Raw genomic sequence first — 17527 nt, 5'->3', positions numbered from 1 at the left:
AGCTTGAATAGAAAAATTCTTGGAACGCTTACCAGTATTATCACAGGCTGCTGTCTATGGAGTTCGGCTGCGGCTTCAGATCTGCTATCGGTAGGGGTGCATAGTTCCCGCTATGTATCCATGCCATCTGCTATTACCCGTGTGGCTGTCGGTGATCCGAATGTTGCCAATATCGTGCAGATACCGTCTTCGCGTACGGAATTCCTGCTGGTAGGGCATAAGTCGGGCACAACGACTTTATTCATTTGGACGGCTGATGGTTCCCGTTATGAATATATCGTGGGCGTGTCCCCTGAGGATGTAGGACAGGCCAAAGTGATTCAGGAGGCCATAAATCTACCGGGAGTTCGGGTGAAGATGGTCGATGGCAAGATTCTTTTGAGCGGTACGGTAGAGAATCAGTATGAACGCAATTATGCCGTGCGTACGGCACAGCTATTCATCAAGGGAACTGATAAGGATGAGAATCTGAGTGTCGGCAGTAATGCCAATATGCGTATGACCACGCAGAGTTCCAACGAGGAGAACAATGCGCGCACTGCGGTAGGGGGGAACATTGGCAGTACAGCCGGTGCCGTCATAGACCTCCTGCATATGCGCCATCCTTCGCAGATCAAGCTGGAGGCACAGGTTATCGCCATCAATCCTACGGAGAATAAGGATTTGGGCTTTGTCTATGGTTCATCATCCGGTTCAGATCTGCTGGGGTCGCCGGGCATCTTTTATGGCGGTCAGTCTTATGGTTCCGGGGGGACGAGATTCGGCAACAATCCCTGGAAATGGCTGACGGAACATCACAGCGGCATCAATGTGGCGCTGCGGGCTTTAATCAATCAGAACAAAGCCAAGATTCTGTCCCGGCCAAGCATTACAACACTGAGCGGCGAAGAGGCTGTAATCCAGGTGGGCGGTCAGATTCCCTATACGATCCGGGACAGCAATGGCAATCCTACGACCTCGTTCAAGGATTATGGTATCATCCTGCAGTTCAAACCGGTGGTGGATGCCGAGAACCGTATCGTTTCCGCCATTCATACCGAGGTCAGCATGCCAAATGGTGAGACGGTAGATAAGCTGCCCATCCTGGACCGGCGGCGGGCGGATGCCGTGGTTACGGTATCTTCCGGTTCGACCATGGTCATTGGCGGCCTGATGGATTCCCGTGATTATAAGACTGTGCGCAAATTCCCCTTCCTGGGCGATATACCGGTTATCGGTGAGTTTTTCAAATATACGTCCCATAACAAGGATAAGCAGGAACTGATCATTCTGGTTACGCCACGTCTGGTGGATGAGGAATCGTCCTCGACTGCGGAAATGTCTGATGATATGCGTAAGATGTATCAGCAGGGCCGCAAGGAAAGGGCAGATATGAATAAAGTGGATCTCAATGAGAGCCTGCCGGAAAAACATGAAAAAGCTAGCAAAGAGGCTGTGACGGAGAAGACGGAATCAGCTGTACAGGCAAAAGAAGATGCAAAAGATGTGGCTGCCGAAATGTCTGCGGATTCAGTGTTGGGAAAATACCTGAATCGTGATATCCTGCCGCAGAAATAAGTGCAGGAGCAAGGCATTTGGTGAGAAGGAGTGGTTAATGATATGGAAGGAATTAGAAGTATCATTATTGCTGTTTTCAGCACTTCCTCCGGCAGCGGCAAGACTGTTACGGCTATTAATCTGGCTGCCGGGCTGGCAGATGAAGGTTATCGGACCTGTTTGGTAGATCTGGATCTGCAGTTCGGTGATGTCCTGGGGTATTTGGACATGGTCTGCGATGTGACATTAGCTGATGCTCAGCGGGCCATTTTGCGTGATGAGAAGAATTTCCGCATTGATGACTATCTGACCGAGTATAACTGTGGTGAGGCTTCCTTTGCCGTACTGCCGCCACCGCGGGAAATCAATGATGCTTATCAGGTCAGCGTGGAAGCTGTAGAGAAGATCATTGGTTCGATGAAAGGTTTCAATTTCATCGTGTTGGATTTGACGGCGGTGTTCAGTGCCTTGAATCTGGCGATGCTGGATATGAGTACCGTCATCAACTTTGTTGGTGTCATGGACTTTTTGCCGGCGGTAAAGAATTACAAAGTCGGTTATGATACGCTCCTGCGTTTTGCCTATGAGGAACGCAAGATCTGTCTGGTGGAAAATCAGGCTGATTCGGACCGCTATATCAAATATCAGGATGTGGAACGTCTGTTGGGAACGAAGTTTTTCCATCGCCTGCCTTATGATTATCAGGCAGTAACGCATTCCATCCGCATGGGGCGTCCACTGATGTATTCCGTGCCATTATCACCGTTGACGCAGAGTTATGGGCAGCTGGTGGACCGTTATACCAATAAGAACAGGGTGACTTTCCCTTCGAAACATGAAAAACAGAATAAGAAGGGGGTACTTTCCTGGCTGCTCAATGGCAGAGGCTGGAAAACGGCACAGAATATGAAGTGAGGGCAGGTGGCTGAATGTGAATTATCGCGTGATTCTCGTAGAGCGTAATGTAGATATGTTGTCTCATATGGCAGGGACCTTGAAGGCCGATGATTCGTTTGACCTGGCTTCTACTTATCGTGATGCGGATATGGCTTTAGGGCAGAGCAGTGTATTTCGCCCCAATCTGTTTCTGATTGATGTGGATGATCCCAGAGCAGTGGAACTGATTGGCAATTTTGTCCGGGAATATCCACAGGCGCAGATTATCGGCCTGATGGAGAACTGGAAGCCTGACCGGGCGGAACGAGTTATCTCTGCAGGAGGCTGTGGCTGTATCATCAAGCCGTTCAGCATTACAGAAATATTAGGCGCCTTGTCTATCTACCGGCGAAGGGGGAAGGCCTTGCCGACCAGAACCATAGCTTTCTTCAGTCCCAAGGGGCATTCGGGGCGAACAACTTTAGCAACGGTCATGGCTATTGAGCTGGCGAAGAAAAGCGGTGAGGCTGTCGCTGTAATCGATGCGGACTTGCAGTTCGGTGATGTAGCGATGTTCTTCGATGCCGTGACGGAGCGCAACGTGGTGGAGGCTGCCCATGATATCCGGCTGTTGACACCGGCAACGCTGGAAGGATATTTTCATTCGCTGGGAAATAATGTCTGGATTATGGGCGGTTCCCTGCAGCCGGAGCACGCTGAACTAGTGGAAACAGACCAGCTGATAGATGTAGTGAAAATGGCAGGGTGCTTATTCCGTTATGTGCTGTTGGATTTGCCGGCAGGTTTCAATCCGATTTCGTTGGCACTGGCTGAGTGCGCCGATACGGATATCATGGTTTCGATGACGAGCAGTGGTCAGGAGGTACGGCATGTGAAACGTTCGTTGAAGATGTTTCATATGTGGGATAATTACGGCAAGAAAGTCTATACGATGTTCACGAATGTGCAGAATTGCACATCTGACCATCAGAAGAAGCTGGAAAGTGAGCTGGGGCGCCCTGTGACGAAGATACTGCCGGTGGAACGGCGGATTGCTGAGGTCACGGGCAGTGGCAGGCTGATGAAGGATTTGCCGGAGCGGACACCTTTTGTACAGGCTGTGGCGGATTTTGCTGATGAAATGGTCAGCGGCAGGAGGTGAGGCTGAATGATTATCCTGGCAGCCTTAGTGGCGGCTTTAGCGGCGTTTGTCTTGAGCCTCCTGTTTATGATCTATATTCAGCATTTGCGCCGCAATAATATTTTTTTCCGTCTGCGCCGCCATCGGATCATCAAGGGCGGACAGGTTATCGAGCAGCCTTATTTCATGGAACGGATGCGTAATATCCTGAGCCGTTTGGCGGCACCTATCGCGGAGCGCGGGCCGGTACCGGCATTGGATTTTCGCATGCGGCAGGCAGGAATTCCCTTGCTTGGCGGCGAATTCTTAGTGCTATTAGTAGGCAGTGCTGTAGCCGTTGGTGTGGTTACCCTGATGCTGACGCTTTCCCGCGGGATGGCTGTTCTGTTTGGTGGCCTTACGGCTGCAGGCCTATGGATTGTAGTATCCTGGCGATTCTATCGCCGGCGTAATGCCTTTACCGAACAGCTCGGTGATTGCCTGACTACTGTCGCCAATGCCCTGCGGGCGGGCTTCAGTTTTCAGCAGGCTGTGGATGTGGTGGCTCGTGATATGGAGCCGCCCATCAGCGATGAGTTCGCGCAGGTTTCCCGGGAGGTTTCCATGAGCGTGCCTTTGGATGCGGCGTTGGAAGCCATGTGCCGGCGGGTGGAGAGTGCAGATTTGGATCTTGTGGTATCTGCGGTGTTGATTCAGCGGGAAGTCGGCGGCAATCTGGCGCAGATTCTCGACAACATCGGTGATACGATTCAGGAACGCATCCGCATGAAACGCGAGATTTATGCATTGACGGCACAGGGACGCATGTCAGCCTGGGTTTTGATTTTATTGCCATTTGCAATGGCGTTATTTCTCTATATATTCAAGCCCTCGCAGCTGATGATTCTGATCAATCACCCAGTTGGTCGTATAGCGCTTATTGGTTCTCTGATCTTAGAGATTATCGGCTATATTGTCATCCAGCGGATTGTCGATGTAGACGCATAATAGAGGTATTCATATAGATTAAGAAGGGGGTAATTAAGATGTTGAAGTATCAGTTTGAGTATATCTGGGCCAGATTGGGCGAGAAAGGTCAGGGCGTAGTGGAGTATGCTTTGATCTTAGCATTTGTAGTTGCGCTGGTTGTATTTGCATTAGGAGAGAATACTGCTATTGGACAGGCAGTACGTGATCTGTTTGGTGATACTGCAGGGGCAATCAATAATGCGAATCCTAACAATGAATGATCAATCTATGTAAGGGGAAAGAGCTTCTGTGTTGCTGGAAGCTCTTTCTTCGCTCTAGTGCAGATTTTTGAGGAGGCGATGATGGTGAATGTGAATAACGAAAAAGGGCAGTCTCTGGTGGAATTCTGTCTGATCGTTCCGTTATTTCTCCTCATGATTCTCGGCATGATCTATGGCGGCTGTGCCTATGCGGATTATCTGCAGTACAGTACTGCTGTGCGGGAGGCCGCAAGGGATATTGCCATTCAGGACAAGGACAGACGGCAGGCGCTGATTACGGGCCTTTCCAATAATTCGGCAGGGACAATTGCGCAATATGCCAATCCTTTAACGAATTTGTATGAACCGCATTTTTCAGCCCGTCTGATTGAGGAGGAGATTGCGGGGAACGAAAACGGTGACAATAATTCAGGTAATACGACGAAAATGAGATTTGTGGAAGTTTCGGTGGTTCTTAATTTAGCTGAGGATGTATCTGTTCTGCCGGAACGTTTAGGGCCTTTGCAGTGTACTATGCCAATCGAAAAAGACCTTGAAGATGACAATTGACAGGTTAGTGGAAGCTAAGGTGGGAAGATTATGTCGCTCTTAAAGCGTTTGGGAAGAACAAAGGAACAAGCAATCAAAGAAGTAGGCAGCCGTGGTGAACAGGCGCAGAGTGAGCGTGGTCAGGAGACTAACGGCAGGAGCAGTTTTTCTGCATTGCAGCAACAGCAGGAAGAACAAAACACTTATTCCAGTATGCCTGATGTCAGCCACTTCGCCCAACAGCAGATGGCATCCTCGTTTGCCGGTCGGCGTTCGGCTATTGTGCAGGTTGACCAGATGCAGGAACTGCGGATGGCTATTCATCGTCGTCTTGTGGATGAGATTACGGTGGCGGAACAGCAGTTGATTTCTCAGGGAAAAGAAGCGCAGGAGCAGATCAAGAACCTGATTGCTTCTTATGTGGAACGGGAGATGGCGAGCAATACCTACAGTCTTTCCCGGGCTGAACGCATGGTACTGGTAGATGATATCTGTGATGAATTGCTGGGCTTAGGGCCGTTGGAACCTTTGCTGAAGGATGCATCCATTACAGAAATCATGGTGAATGGGCCACAGGATGTGTTTGTGGAGCGGGCTGGCAAGCTGCTGCTTTCGGATACACATTTTTACGATGAAACCCATTTGATGAACATCATCGAGCGTATCCTGGCGCCGTTAGGGCGGCGTGTGGATGAGTCCTCGCCTTTGGTTGATGCCCGTCTGGCAGATGGCTCCCGTGTCAATATCATCATCCCGCCACTGTCGCTGGTCGGTCCGGTCATGACCATCCGCAAATTTTCCCAGCGGGCTTTGTCCGTCGAGAGTTTGATGGAGTTCGGTACGATGAATGAGGCCATGGCAGTCTTTTTGGAAGGCTGTGTAAGAGCGCGTCTCAATATATTGGTTTCCGGTGGTACCGGTTCAGGCAAGACAACGACGCTGAATGTCCTGTCCTCCTTTATTCCTTCTACGGAGCGTATTGTCACTATTGAGGATGCGGCAGAACTGCATCTGCAGCAGCGGCATGTCGTAACTTTGGAAGCGCGTCCTGCCAATATCGAAGGCACAGGGGCTGTGACCATCCGTGATCTGGTGCGTAACGCCCTGCGTATGCGTCCTGACCGCATCATTGTTGGCGAGGTTCGTTCCGGTGAGGCTCTCGATATGCTGCAGGCCATGAATACCGGTCATGACGGTTCTTTGACCACAGCCCATGCCAACAGCCCGCGGGATGTATTATCCCGCCTGGAGACCATGACCTTGATGGCCGGGATGGAACTGCCGGTGCGGGCAGTTCGCACGCAGATATCCTCGGCAATCAATATCATTATCCATCAATCCCGTATTATGGATGGCAGCCGGAAAATTACTCATATTACGGAAGTACAGGGCATGGAAGGCGATACCATCATCCTGCAGGATTTGTTCCGCTATGTGCAGGATTACATTAATGAAGATGGAAAATCCGTTGGTCATTTTGAGTCCACGGGCCTGCAGCCATCCTTTATGGAGAAATTCCGCATCAATGGTGTGAATTTGCCGCGGGATATCTTCTCGAACAGTTATGGAAAGGAGGGCTGATGATGATTTTTTTGACAGCTCTTCTGGTGACAATGTTATTTATGCTGGTCTTGTTCCTGCTCTATTATTCGGCACACATGCCGCAGATGAAGACACAGCAGAAGCTGGAAAAGATGATTGCACAGGCAGAAGCACAGCGGGCGGCGGCAAAACAGCAGAAGATAAAGACGCCAGTTCAGGAAACTGTTGTTTCGTTGCAGGAACGCCGGCAGGCTGACTTTCATGCCATGCGGGATAAATCTTTTTATGAACGCATCATAAAGCCTGTGACTACAGATATCGAAACATGGCTGATGCATTTTGCTCCCCGCGAATTGCGTAATGTCCTGGAAGATATGCTGATGCATCTGGGCGTACAGGAAAAATGGGGAGTAAACCGTCTGGCGGCTGGCTGGGTACTGGCCGTGGCCTTGGGGGGGATTATTTCGCTATTGGTGATTTATTTTCGTCCCTTCCAGTTGACGCAGAAAATTGCCATAGTAGGTCTGGGACTGCTTTTAGGGGCTGTGATTCCTTTCCTGTTGCTGCAATCTGCTATCCGACGCCGCAAGGCAGCAATCAAAAAGCAGCTGCCGGAGTTTTTGGACTTCCTGAGTGTCAGCGTGCAGGCGGGTCTTTCCTTTGATGGAGCAGTCGCCAAAATCGTCCAGCGGATGAAAGGCCCCTTGCCGGATGAATTCCAGCGGATGCTGCGGGATATGGGACTGGGGATGAATCGGCAGCGGACGCTTACCCAGTTGGCCAGACGCTGTGATGTGGATGAGGTTTACTTATTTACCGCCTCAGTTATCCAATCCGAGCATTTGGGGACCAGCATGTCGAAAAACTTGAAAAATCAGGCGGACAATATGCGTGACCGTCATCGTCAGGAAGTGCGGGCCCTAGCGCTCAAGGCGCCGGTAAAGATTATCTTCCCGCTTATCCTGTTTATCTTTCCCTCGATTTTTGTCATGGTTGTGTTACCCTCAGCCTTGACGTTACTCAAATCGTTGGCAAAATAGGCCGTGCCAGGCAGTTTGGAGGTGCGCTATGAAAATATGGTCTGAAAAAGGGCAGAGTATGGTGGAATTTGCCTTGATTGCTTGTTTTGTCGTTGGTCTGGCCACAATAATCTACAACTCCAATCTAAGCAATAGCGCCCAAAGTGCCTATGAAAGCGTGAGCAGTTACTTAAGTGGCGTACCTGTTACAACGCAGGCAGCAGTGCAGGATTGTAAAGTGATGTCCAATACAGAACTGCGCCAGATCAGCAACAATCAGCGGATTGCCCATGATCAGGAGGCCTTGGCCAATCTGAGCAAGATATTTTTGGGCAAGAGCCAGAAGGAAATAAGTGCTATGTTAAGTAGTCCATCTTTTAATGCTTATGATCCCAGCAAAGGTCTGAGTCAGGGTACATTGCTCTTTGATTATGATATCAAGAATACTGGCGATGGGGATGGTTCGGTGCAGACAGCCTTCCGTAATGCTAAAGCTTCGCCGGATGTGCTCCTTGCGTGGATGGAAGGAAATTACGTACAAAGTGATAAAAAAATTAAGGCACAGACCTATAACGAACGTGTTTTTTTATCGGACGATGTCATCGATCCTTCAGGCGTGCTGAATGGAATGGAACATGAGGCTGGTACTTACGCCGTCAGTGTCCGCTGTACGTTTTCCTTTGACAGCAATGGCAACTGCGATAGTGTGCGCATCTGGACTACCCGTAATAAGCTAAAGGATGGTACAACCAATGCTTGGCTGCGCTATGAGTGTGAAGGTTTGACGAAAATTGTGGTCACGAAGTAAGGGGGGTTGGTCATGAAGCATATAGAGCCCGAAAGGGCTTCGGTGCTGGTCTTTACGGCAATCTTGCTCCCGCTGATCCTGTTCTTTGCGGGCATGGCCATTGATATCGGTGGCGGCTATCTGTACAAATCCTCCTTGCAGAACGCCGCCGATGCCGCGGCGCTGGCCGGGGTACAGGCGGCTAGCAGCAAGAAGGCCCGGCTGGTCAATAGTGACACTGTTTCATCTATCATCAACGTGACGCCGCCAGCTGGTTCCTTGGACCGGGCTAATGCGATGGCAAATAAGGTTATGGCCGCAGATGTTGGTGCTTGGCAGTCAGGTGGAGAGCATGTCAGTACGGAAATGCGTGCTTCTTTGCTGGACAAAGAAGATCCACGTGCTTTGGGAAAGACAGGAGCATACTATTACAAAGTAGAGATAACCGACCGGATGCCCATGCGTTTTGCCAGACTTTTTTTGCCAGATGCTTTAGTGGCGAATGGCTGGACGGTGACAGTACAGTCATGGGCAATGGCGGCAACCGATGAAAGTACGGCTATGAGCGGCAGAACCCTGCTGGAGCAGATGCTGGAAGTGGAGAATGATGAAAATACTTCAACCTTCCAGGAGTTGAAGCAGCATTTTAAAGATCATGGCATGAGTGATGGTGATGCACATAATGCAGCCAAGGCACTTGGGTTCACGAATCCGGGTATTACTTATAATCTCGATGGCACACGTTCGGAAACCTTTTCTGTCAGGCACGATAATGGCCAGACAAAGGATCAGAAGAGCCTGATGATAAATTTCAAACCGGATATTATTACAAAGGGGAATGTCAAATTAGGAGGAAATTGGGATATCAGCCAATTCGATGGTATGAGCGATGAACAGGTAAAAGCTTTCCTTACGCAGAATCAGCTGGAATACACCAATTTGCGGCGATATAATAATAAGGGAACGTTGTTGAATGGTGAGGGAAATTATCTGGATTGGACTAATTCTGATGATCCCTTGCTTAAGAATATGATCCAGGTTTATGGTGAATCCGTGGTCAGTCAATTACTGAAATCCCGGATTGCCTCCATTATCAATGTGGAAGAGGCTTATCCCGTTCGTGATGTAGAGTCTTTAGGCCCCATGGATGTTTCTTTTGATATTAATTATAACCGGAATAAGCTAGACCCTTTGTTTATCCGTATTGAGAGTGAGGAATACAACGAAGCGAATGGAAAGGCGAATGGGCCATATGTGACAAATAGCGTGCGGGATATCAGCATCAATATCAAGCCGCAGGCAAACAATATGGATGAGAAGTCATACAGGCCGATGTTGTTTTTCTATGACGGGCCGGTGGATGAATTGGGGGAACGCGGCGTAGGTCGGAAATCGCGTACGGTTGTTTTAACGCTGGAATCAGATTTCCGCGGCGTGCTGTTTGCCCCGAACAGTCCTGTGCAGGTAATTGGCAATGGACATGTTTTTCAAGGCTTGATTATCGCGGATACTATCATCGGCGCTAATGGTGCTGTCCTGGAAATGCCGGCGGAAGCGAATTCGGATACCAAAGACACATTACAGTCCTTCTATAGCAACCTGGGACTGTCTGATGCAAAATATGATACCTTCGGGGTAGCAAGTCTGACAATTTATAGTAAACCTGAGAAGGATATCTGCTTCCTGACCGAACGGGCGCGTACAACCAGATAAATTTGGAGCTTAATGGCAATAGAAAAATGTCTGTCAATGCTTATTTTACCGGCATTGATGGACTTTTTTGTGTGAAAATGTTATAATAAGAAGCTAGTAATTTTGTTAATCAAGATATTTTTTACGATAATGAAAGTAAGATTTTGAGGTGAGATTGTGGAGTTTGAACAGGGAAAAATTGTCCCCGTCAATCTGGAACACGAGATGAAGAACTGCTACATCGACTATGCGATGAGCGTTATCGTGGCTCGTGCCCTGCCAGATGTGCGGGACGGCTTGAAGCCGGTACACCGCCGTATCCTCTACGCCATGCAGGAAGCGGGCATGGGCTCCGGGAAGCCCTACAAGAAATCAGCCCGTATCGTCGGTGAAGTTCTGGGTAAATATCACCCGCATGGTGATACTTCCGTTTATGATGCTATCGTGCGTATGGCGCAGGATTTCTCCATGCGCTACATGCTGGCTGACGGCCACGGCAACTTTGGTTCCGTAGACGGTGATCCGGCCGCTGCCATGCGTTATACGGAAGTCCGTATGTCGAAGATTTCCGAAATGATGCTGCAGGATATCGACAAGGAAACGGTTGATTTCGTACCGAACTATGATGAATCTTTGAAAGAACCGTCCGTGCTGCCAGCAAAGTTCCCGCAGCTGCTGGTCAATGGTACTTCCGGTATCGCCGTTGGTATGGCTACGAATATCCCGCCGCATAATATGCGGGAGGTTATCGATGGCACTTTGATGCTGATTGACAACCCGGATACGACCATCGAGGAACTCATGACGGTCATCAAGGGACCGGACTTCCCGACGGCTGGCCTTATCCTGGGCAAAGAGGGCATCAAGCAGGCCTATACCACGGGCCGCGGCATCGTGAAGATGCGGGCCAATGCCCATATCGAAACCATGAGCAACGGCAAGCCGCGCATCGTGGTTACGGAACTGCCGTATCAGGTCAATAAGGCACGCCTGATCGAAAAGATTGCCCAGCTCGTCCGCGACAAGCAGATTGAGGGTATCACCGACCTGCGCGATGAGTCTGACCGCAATGGTATGCATATCGTCATCGACCTGCGCCGTGATGCCAATGCCAATGTCATCCTGAACCAGCTCTTCAAGCACACGCAGCTGCAGGACAGCTTCGGCGTGATCATGCTGGCCCTCGTCGATGGCAAACCGCAGGTACTGAACCTCAAGCAGGTGCTCCATTACTACATCAAGCATCAGGAAGAGGTTATCACCCGCCGGACGCAGTATGAACTCAAGAAAGCCGAAGCCCGGGCGCATATCTTGGAGGGCTTGACCATCGCCCTCGACCATCTCGATGCAGTGATCACGACCATCCGCGAGAGCCGTACGGCTGATATCGCCAAAGAGGCTTTGATGACGGGCTTCAAGCTCTCCGATAAGCAGGCACAGGCAATCCTTGACCTCCGTCTCCAGCGCCTGACCGGTCTGGAACGTGAAAAGATCGAGGAAGAATATCAGGAAACCTTGAAGGCAATCGAAAACTTCAAGGCCATCCTCGCTGATGAGCAGAAAATCCTGGGTATCATCAAAGACGAACTCACGGCTGTCAAAGAGAAGTTCGGCGATGACCGCCGCACGAAGCTGACCATTGACACTTCGGAAATCGATGTGGAAGACCTCATCGCGGAAGAAGATGTGGTCATAACTTTGACGCATAACAACTATATCAAGCGGATGCCGCTCGATACCTACCGCCGCCAGAATCGCGGTGGCAAGGGCATCAAGGGCATGGGCACGAAGGAAACGGACTTCGTGGAAAATCTCTTGATTACCACGACACACCATACCATCCTGTTCTTTACCACCCGCGGCCGCGTATACAGCCTCAAGGCTTATGAGATTGCCGAATCCAGCCGTACGGCCAAGGGAACGGCCATCATCAATCTCCTGCAGCTCGACCAGGGCGAGAAGATTACGGCGGTCATTCAGGTCAAGGGCTTCGATCCGGACCGTTACCTCTTCATGGCCACCCGCAAGGGTATCGTCAAGAAGACGTCCCTGTCTGAGTTCAGCAACCTGCGCCGCAATGGCCTCAACGCCATTAACCTTGATGATGATGATGACCTCATGGGCGTCAAGTTCACGGATGGCGAAAGCTATCTGATGCTGGGTACGAAGCTCGGTAAGGCCATTGCCTTCTCCGAGGACGATGTGCGAGCCATGGGCAGAACGGCCCGCGGCGTCAAGGGCATCACCCTGTCCATGGGCGATGAAGTCGTAGGCATGGATATTCTCGTGCGCAACTCCGAAGTCCTGACCGTTACGGAATGCGGTTACGGCAAGCGTACGAACACCGACGAATACCGTGCACAGACGCGCGGCGGCAAGGGCCTCATCAACATGAAGGTCACGGAAAAGACTGGCTGCGTCGTCGGCATCAAGGTAGTTCGTCCGGATCATGAACTTATGCTGATCACCACCGATGGCATCGTGATCCGCACCAACGTTTCCGACATCTCCGTCATCAGCCGCAACACCCAGGGCGTCAAGCTCATGACCACGGCAGAGAATGACAAGGTAGCATCGATGGCTACGCTGGAGCAGAAGGATAATTAAATTCCGCGATAGAGCATAATAAAGGCAAGCTGTTTTGGGCAGCTTGCCTTTTTGTTGTATATATTTACTTTTTCAGCAGTTCTCTGGTATGTTCCGCAACCATTTCCGGGGTGATATCCCAGTTGCGGGCGACGCCGCTCTTGCGGGCGGCCTGGGCTACGGCAGACGCCACCGTGGGCGCTACGTCTGGATTGAAGGGGCTGGCGATGATATGGTCTTCGTCCAGTTCCTCCGGCTTGATCAAGGAAGCGATGGCCTTGGCCGCAGCCAGCTTCATTTCCTCGTTGATACAGCTGGCCTGTACGTCGAGGGCGCCGCGGAAGATACCCGGGAAGGCCAGGAGGTTGTTGACCTGATTGGGGAAGTCGCTGCGCCCCGTGCAGACGATGCGGGCACCGGCTTCTTTGGCCAGATGGGGCAGGATTTCTGGTTCGGGGTTGGCCATGCCCATGACGATGGCATCCGGGGCCATTGTGCGCACCATATCCTGTGTGACACAGCCGGCTACGGATACGCCGATAAAGACATCTGCCTTGCGGATTACCGCGTTGAGCGGGCCGGCTTCGTGCGTGGGATTGGTGATCTTGGCAATATCGTCCTTGTAGGGATTCATGCCGTTGGGACGGCCTTCATAGATAGCCCCGCGGGAATCGCAGAGGATGATATTGCGGCCGCCCATGCTGTGGATCAGGCGTGTGATGGCCTGACCGGCAGCGCCAGCACCATTGACGACGAACTTTGCCGTGGCAAAATCCTTGCCGACAATCTTGAAGGCATTGATCAGCGCAGAGACGACGACAATCGCCGTGCCATGCTGGTCATCATGGAAGACGGGGATATCGAGCGTTTTCTTGAGCTCTTTTTCGATATCGAAGCACTGCGGGGCCTTGATATCCTCGAGATTGATGCCGCCAAAGCTCGGTGCCATCAGCTGTACCGCCTTGATGACTTCCATCGGTTCCTGGGTATCCAGGCCGATAGGAATGGCATCTACGCCGGCAAATTCCTTGAATAGGATGGCCTTGCCTTCCATTACTGGCATACCGGCCTGCGCACCGATATTACCTAAGCCAAGTACCGCTGTGCCGTTTGTGACCACGCCGACCAGATTGCCCTTGCTCGTATAGTCATAGGCTTTGCGTTTATCTTCCTTGATGGCAAGGCACGGAGCAGCTACGCCGGGGCTGTAGGCCAATGTCAGATCATCGCGGCTGCGCAAGGGGACCTTGCTGGTAATGGCCAGCTTACCCTGATATTCTTTATGTAATTTCAAAGCTTGTTCATTCACGTTACTCATAATGTACTTCCTTCCTTAATTATCCAAGACTCTATTGTAGGCAGACTGCGCTCTCGAGTCTGTATGTTTTGTTACAGTTTACATTTTGTGATGGTTAAAAAGATATTTAAAGCGATACTGTAATATATAACATTATAAACATCCTGTATAAAAAGACAAATATTAAATATTAATAAGGATGATAGATAAACACTATGAATAATTGGATGCAAAAAAATCCGGTATGTTTTTTTTCTGTATTCATGACGGGGAGAACGTCAATCCTGCAGAAAAATCCATACCGGACTTTTATGGTTATGATAGATGACTATGCAATCACCGGGTTTTTCCTACGCCAGCGCTGGGCGTGGGTACAGACGATTCACTGCTGTCTGTGGCAGGGAATGTCTGACGGCGGGCGGGACGCGTAGATTCGCTGGTATCGCGCTCAAGGCGTTCTTCCGAGCGGGTGCGTTCGCTGCGGTCAATTGTTTCCCGTTCGCTGGCGCGTTTGTCTGTATCAGCCTTATCCTCGCGGTGGCGGCTTCTGCTGCTGTCGGATGGTCTGGAACGACCGATAGAGGTATCGTTGGCCGGTACTTCGCTGGCGCTGGCAGGGATACTGCTCTCATATTCCCGGATATCGGCTTCCATCCTGGTCTTGTAGCGGCCACTGAGGGACACGCCCAAGGTATCTGCTACGGTCATGCGCAGTTTGTTCAAGTTCGGAATCCAATAGCTTACGCCATCGATGTAGAGCGGCTTGCCGGGCACCATGTCGGTTTTGAGTCCGTTATCTCTGGATTCTTTCAGCGTGCCGGCAAATTCCAGCATCTGACGCAGGCTCATATCCGTGTCGACAGATTCCATGATTTCCTTGATGACCATCGGTAGTTTGGGAATGATGGCCGGCGACAGGACTTTTTCCATGCAGGCCCGCATGAAGTCCTGCTGGCGGCGGATACGGCCGAGGTCGCCCTCTTCGTCACGATAGCGCACATAGGTGACAGCTTTGGCGCCATCCATATGCTGCATACCGGGCTGGAAGTCGATGAGCAGGCCGCCATCATCATCCCAGGGATCTTCATAGTGCATGCGTTTGGGTACATCGATATCGATGCCGCCGATGGCATCGATTACTTTCTTGAACGATTTTGTGTTGATGATCACATAATGGTCAATATTCACGCCCAACAGATTCTCTACGGTGTCCTGGGAGAGTTTCTGTTTGCCGTAGGCATAGGCGGCGTTGATCTTATCGAAGCCGTGTCCCTTGATCTTTACACGGGTGTCACGAGGCACCGAAAGCAGGGAGGCCTGTTTGGTTTTGGGATCGATGGAGGCAATCATCAGCGTATCGCTGCGTCCTACATCATCATCGCGTTCGTCCACGCCCATGATCATGATGGTGGCTTTATCCTTAGCGGTCAAAAGCTCCTCTTCCTGTTTATTATGGGTGGTCGGCTTTTCCAGCAGGCTGGTGCTGGCAAAATAGGCACCGCCAAGGGCTGCGCTTACAAACACCAGTACCATCACGATCCATGGCCAGATGCGGCGCTTCTTCTTTGCCTTGCGCGGCGGGATATTGGAAGTTTGCAAAATCATACCTTCTTTTCTAGCGATTTATTTATCGAATTTGGTACATACATAATAATTATATCGCAGGTTTCTTATAAATCAATTAAGTCTAGCAAAGAAAAATGAAAAAAGCAAGGGAATTTGAGAAAAAGTGTTACAATAGGGAAGAAAGGGTGATGAGCATGGCAAAAGAAATCGAACGGAAATTTTTGGTCAGGGAAAATTGGCAGCCACAGAATGCAGGTGTGGATATTGCTCAAGGTTATCTGTCCACAGTGCCAGAGCGTACAGTCAGGGTGCGCATAAAGGCGGATAGGGCCTTTTTGACCATCAAGGGCAGGAATGAAGGCATCAGCCGGCCGGAATTCGAATATGAGATTCCTGTGGCGGATGCGGAAGAACTGCTGCAGCTGGCAGAACAGCCGGTACTGAGGAAAAAGCGCTATCTGGAAAAGCATGGCGGTTTCCTCTGGGAAATCGATGTTTTCGCAGGTGCCAATGTTGGGTTGGTCGTGGCAGAAATTGAACTGCCAACAGAAGATACGGTCTTTAGTCCCCCCTGCTGGCTCGGCGAGGAAGTCTCCGGTGATGTCCGCTACTATAATGCAAACTTAATAAAAACGCCCTATTCCCTGTGGAAAAAATGATTTTTTGTAAAGTTATACACAGATGAATGGTTATCCACAAAAAATAGGCCTATAATTGGGGATAAAAGCACAAAATATAGCTAAAAGAGTCCTGTCAAGCTGAATATATGGGGTTATCCACGGTTTTATCCACATTATCCACAGTTTGAGGGAATTTTCTTGTAAACAAAATACACATGCTGTTTATATATTATAGTAGGAAAATGGAAAACACGGTAGAGAGTGGTATATTTATCCACAGTTGTGGATTATTATGTGGATAAATTGTTACATTGTATACCTGCCCGCTTGTGGACAGGCAGGAATTTCCCTGTTGGAGGCGAATCTATATCAAGAATGAGGCATGATTATCGAAACATAAGGAGGTGAGAGGTCATGCTGTCGGAATGGGAACTTCTCCTGCGGCTGGTTCTCTCCTGCATCCTCGGGGGAATCATTGGATATGAGCGGCAATCCCGGCGCAAATCTGCCGGTCTGCGCACGAATGTGCTGGTCTGTCTTGGTTCCTGCCTGATCATGGTCATGTCTGTGGAAATGTATCAGGAGGTTGAGGGCAAGACCAATGCCGATCCGGCACGGCTGGCGGCACAGGTGGTCAGCGGTATCGGTTTTCTGGGCGCTGGTGCCATCATGAAGGAGGGCTTATCGGTCACAGGCCTTACCACGGCTGCCTGCCTTTGGGTGGTGGCCGGCGTAGGCCTGGCCGTAGGGGCTGGCTTTTATACCGGGGCGCTTATGAGCACGGCGTTGGTTTTTGTGACGCTGGGCCGACTTTCCCGCATCGATGACTGGGTGGACCATGAAAAGAATCTCTCGCTGAATATCCAGACGGTAGACAGGCCCGGCCAGCTCATGCGCATCAGCCGCTGCCTGGAAGACCTGCAGCTGCGGGTGCGTGGCGTCAAGGTCAAGGCGAATGAAGATGAAGTGGATGAAGCTGGCGAGCGCAGCATGTATATCGATCTGGAGATCTTCAACAAGCAGAGCCTCAAGAGCATCATCATCGTGGATGCCGTGCGGCAGATTGATGGCGTGATCCGGGTGGATGTGGTGTAAGAAATTTTCTTTT

The 17527-nt window shown here is 50.5% G+C and carries 15 protein-coding genes; 13 read left to right on the top strand and 2 right to left on the bottom strand.

The window, feature by feature from the left end; translation table 11 throughout:
* Nucleotides 1–3: 3 nt before the first annotated feature.
* The 11 genes from BLQ59_RS10940 (at nucleotide 4) to gyrA (ending at nucleotide 12957) form a co-directional block, all read left to right on the top strand.
* Entirely contained in the window at nucleotides 4–1557 is a 1554-nt protein-coding gene (locus BLQ59_RS10940; protein WP_143005341.1) for a type II and III secretion system protein family protein, read from the top strand.
* A 42-nt stretch (nucleotides 1558–1599) separates the two neighbouring features.
* The gene (locus BLQ59_RS10935; protein WP_074572928.1) at nucleotides 1600–2451 is read left to right on the top strand and encodes a CpaE/TadZ family protein; all 852 of its coding nucleotides are present in this window, start codon (nucleotides 1600–1602) and stop codon (nucleotides 2449–2451) included.
* Nucleotides 2452–2467: 16 nt separating this feature from the next.
* Nucleotides 2468–3574: a CpaE/TadZ family protein gene (locus BLQ59_RS10930; RefSeq protein WP_081342541.1), complete on the top strand. Its 1107-nt coding sequence runs from the start codon at nucleotides 2468–2470 to the stop codon at nucleotides 3572–3574.
* 6 nt (nucleotides 3575–3580) lie between these two features.
* On the top strand, nucleotides 3581–4540 hold the full coding sequence (locus BLQ59_RS10925; RefSeq protein WP_074572927.1) for a type II secretion system F family protein: 960 nt from the start codon (nucleotides 3581–3583) through the stop codon (nucleotides 4538–4540).
* 38 nt (nucleotides 4541–4578) lie between these two features.
* Nucleotides 4579–4782, top strand: a complete 204-nt coding sequence (locus tag BLQ59_RS10920) for a Flp family type IVb pilin (RefSeq protein ID WP_074572926.1) — start codon at nucleotides 4579–4581, stop codon at nucleotides 4780–4782.
* Between the two features lie 90 nt (nucleotides 4783–4872).
* Complete coding sequence (locus tag BLQ59_RS10915) at nucleotides 4873–5331, top strand: TadE family protein (RefSeq protein WP_218122898.1); 459 nt, start codon at nucleotides 4873–4875, stop codon at nucleotides 5329–5331.
* Between the two features lie 30 nt (nucleotides 5332–5361).
* A complete protein-coding gene (locus BLQ59_RS10910; protein WP_371118288.1) occupies nucleotides 5362–6891 on the top strand; it encodes a TadA family conjugal transfer-associated ATPase in 1530 nt (509 codons plus the stop codon).
* The gene (locus BLQ59_RS10905; RefSeq protein ID WP_081342539.1) at nucleotides 6891–7892 is read left to right on the top strand and encodes a type II secretion system F family protein; all 1002 of its coding nucleotides are present in this window, start codon (nucleotides 6891–6893) and stop codon (nucleotides 7890–7892) included. Before BLQ59_RS10910 ends, BLQ59_RS10905 begins: the two co-directional genes overlap by 1 nt.
* 28 nt (nucleotides 7893–7920) lie before the next feature.
* Nucleotides 7921–8679 carry a Flp family type IVb pilin gene (locus BLQ59_RS10900; RefSeq protein WP_074572923.1) on the top strand — a complete coding sequence of 253 codons (759 nt, stop codon included), beginning with the start codon at nucleotides 7921–7923 and terminating at the stop codon, nucleotides 8677–8679.
* 12 nt (nucleotides 8680–8691) lie between these two features.
* Entirely contained in the window at nucleotides 8692–10371 is a 1680-nt protein-coding gene (locus BLQ59_RS10895) for a TadE/TadG family type IV pilus assembly protein (protein WP_074572922.1), read from the top strand.
* 156 nt (nucleotides 10372–10527) lie between these two features.
* On the top strand, nucleotides 10528–12957 hold the full coding sequence (gene gyrA / locus BLQ59_RS10890; protein WP_074572921.1) for a DNA gyrase subunit A: 2430 nt from the start codon (nucleotides 10528–10530) through the stop codon (nucleotides 12955–12957).
* A 64-nt stretch (nucleotides 12958–13021) separates the two neighbouring features.
* Here the strand turns inward: gyrA and BLQ59_RS10885 are convergent, their stop codons facing one another.
* Together BLQ59_RS10885 and BLQ59_RS10880 are read right to left on the bottom strand one after the other, a co-directional pair.
* Nucleotides 13022–14257 carry an NAD(P)-dependent malic enzyme gene (locus tag BLQ59_RS10885; protein WP_074572920.1) on the bottom strand — a complete coding sequence of 412 codons (1236 nt, stop codon included), beginning with the start codon at nucleotides 14255–14257 and terminating at the stop codon, nucleotides 13022–13024.
* 312 nt (nucleotides 14258–14569) lie between these two features.
* A complete protein-coding gene (locus BLQ59_RS10880; protein ID WP_074572919.1) occupies nucleotides 14570–15838 on the bottom strand; it encodes an LCP family protein in 1269 nt (422 codons plus the stop codon).
* Between the two features lie 155 nt (nucleotides 15839–15993).
* On the opposite strand from BLQ59_RS10880, the gene BLQ59_RS10875 reads away from it, so the two are divergent.
* Nucleotides 15994–16458 (top strand): CYTH domain-containing protein, encoded by a 465-nt coding sequence (locus BLQ59_RS10875; protein ID WP_074572940.1) that lies wholly within the window; start codon nucleotides 15994–15996, stop codon nucleotides 16456–16458.
* Between the two features lie 375 nt (nucleotides 16459–16833).
* Nucleotides 16834–17514, top strand: coding sequence for an MgtC/SapB family protein (locus BLQ59_RS10870; protein ID WP_176756789.1), 681 nt, complete (start codon nucleotides 16834–16836; stop codon nucleotides 17512–17514).
* The last annotated feature ends 13 nt before the right edge of the window (nucleotides 17515–17527 follow it).

It is taken from the genome of Pseudoselenomonas ruminantium (genome assembly GCF_900104055.1).
GTDB lineage: Bacteria > Bacillota > Negativicutes > Selenomonadales > Selenomonadaceae > Selenomonas_A > Selenomonas_A ruminantium_C.
This window is presented reverse-complemented; position numbering and strand designations above follow the sequence as displayed.

Bases quoted from the DNA above. Each gene is read 5' to 3' on its own strand.
- BLQ59_RS10935 (WP_074572928.1), top strand. From the start codon at position 1,600: ATGGAAGGAATTAGAAGTATCATTATTGCTGTTTTCAGCACTTCCTCC.
- BLQ59_RS10925 (WP_074572927.1), top strand. From the start codon at position 3,581: ATGATTATCCTGGCAGCCTTAGTGGCGGCTTTAGCGGCGTTTGTCTTG.
- BLQ59_RS10920 (WP_074572926.1), top strand. From the start codon at position 4,579: ATGTTGAAGTATCAGTTTGAGTATATCTGGGCCAGATTGGGCGAGAAA.
- BLQ59_RS10910 (WP_371118288.1), top strand. From the start codon at position 5,362: ATGTCGCTCTTAAAGCGTTTGGGAAGAACAAAGGAACAAGCAATCAAA.
- BLQ59_RS10905 (WP_081342539.1), top strand. From the start codon at position 6,891: ATGATGATTTTTTTGACAGCTCTTCTGGTGACAATGTTATTTATGCTG.
- BLQ59_RS10900 (WP_074572923.1), top strand. From the start codon at position 7,921: ATGAAAATATGGTCTGAAAAAGGGCAGAGTATGGTGGAATTTGCCTTG.
- BLQ59_RS10895 (WP_074572922.1), top strand. From the start codon at position 8,692: ATGAAGCATATAGAGCCCGAAAGGGCTTCGGTGCTGGTCTTTACGGCA.
- BLQ59_RS10880 (WP_074572919.1), bottom strand. From the start codon at position 15,838: ATGATTTTGCAAACTTCCAATATCCCGCCGCGCAAGGCAAAGAAGAAG.
- BLQ59_RS10875 (WP_074572940.1), top strand. From the start codon at position 15,994: ATGGCAAAAGAAATCGAACGGAAATTTTTGGTCAGGGAAAATTGGCAG.
- BLQ59_RS10870 (WP_176756789.1), top strand. From the start codon at position 16,834: ATGCTGTCGGAATGGGAACTTCTCCTGCGGCTGGTTCTCTCCTGCATC.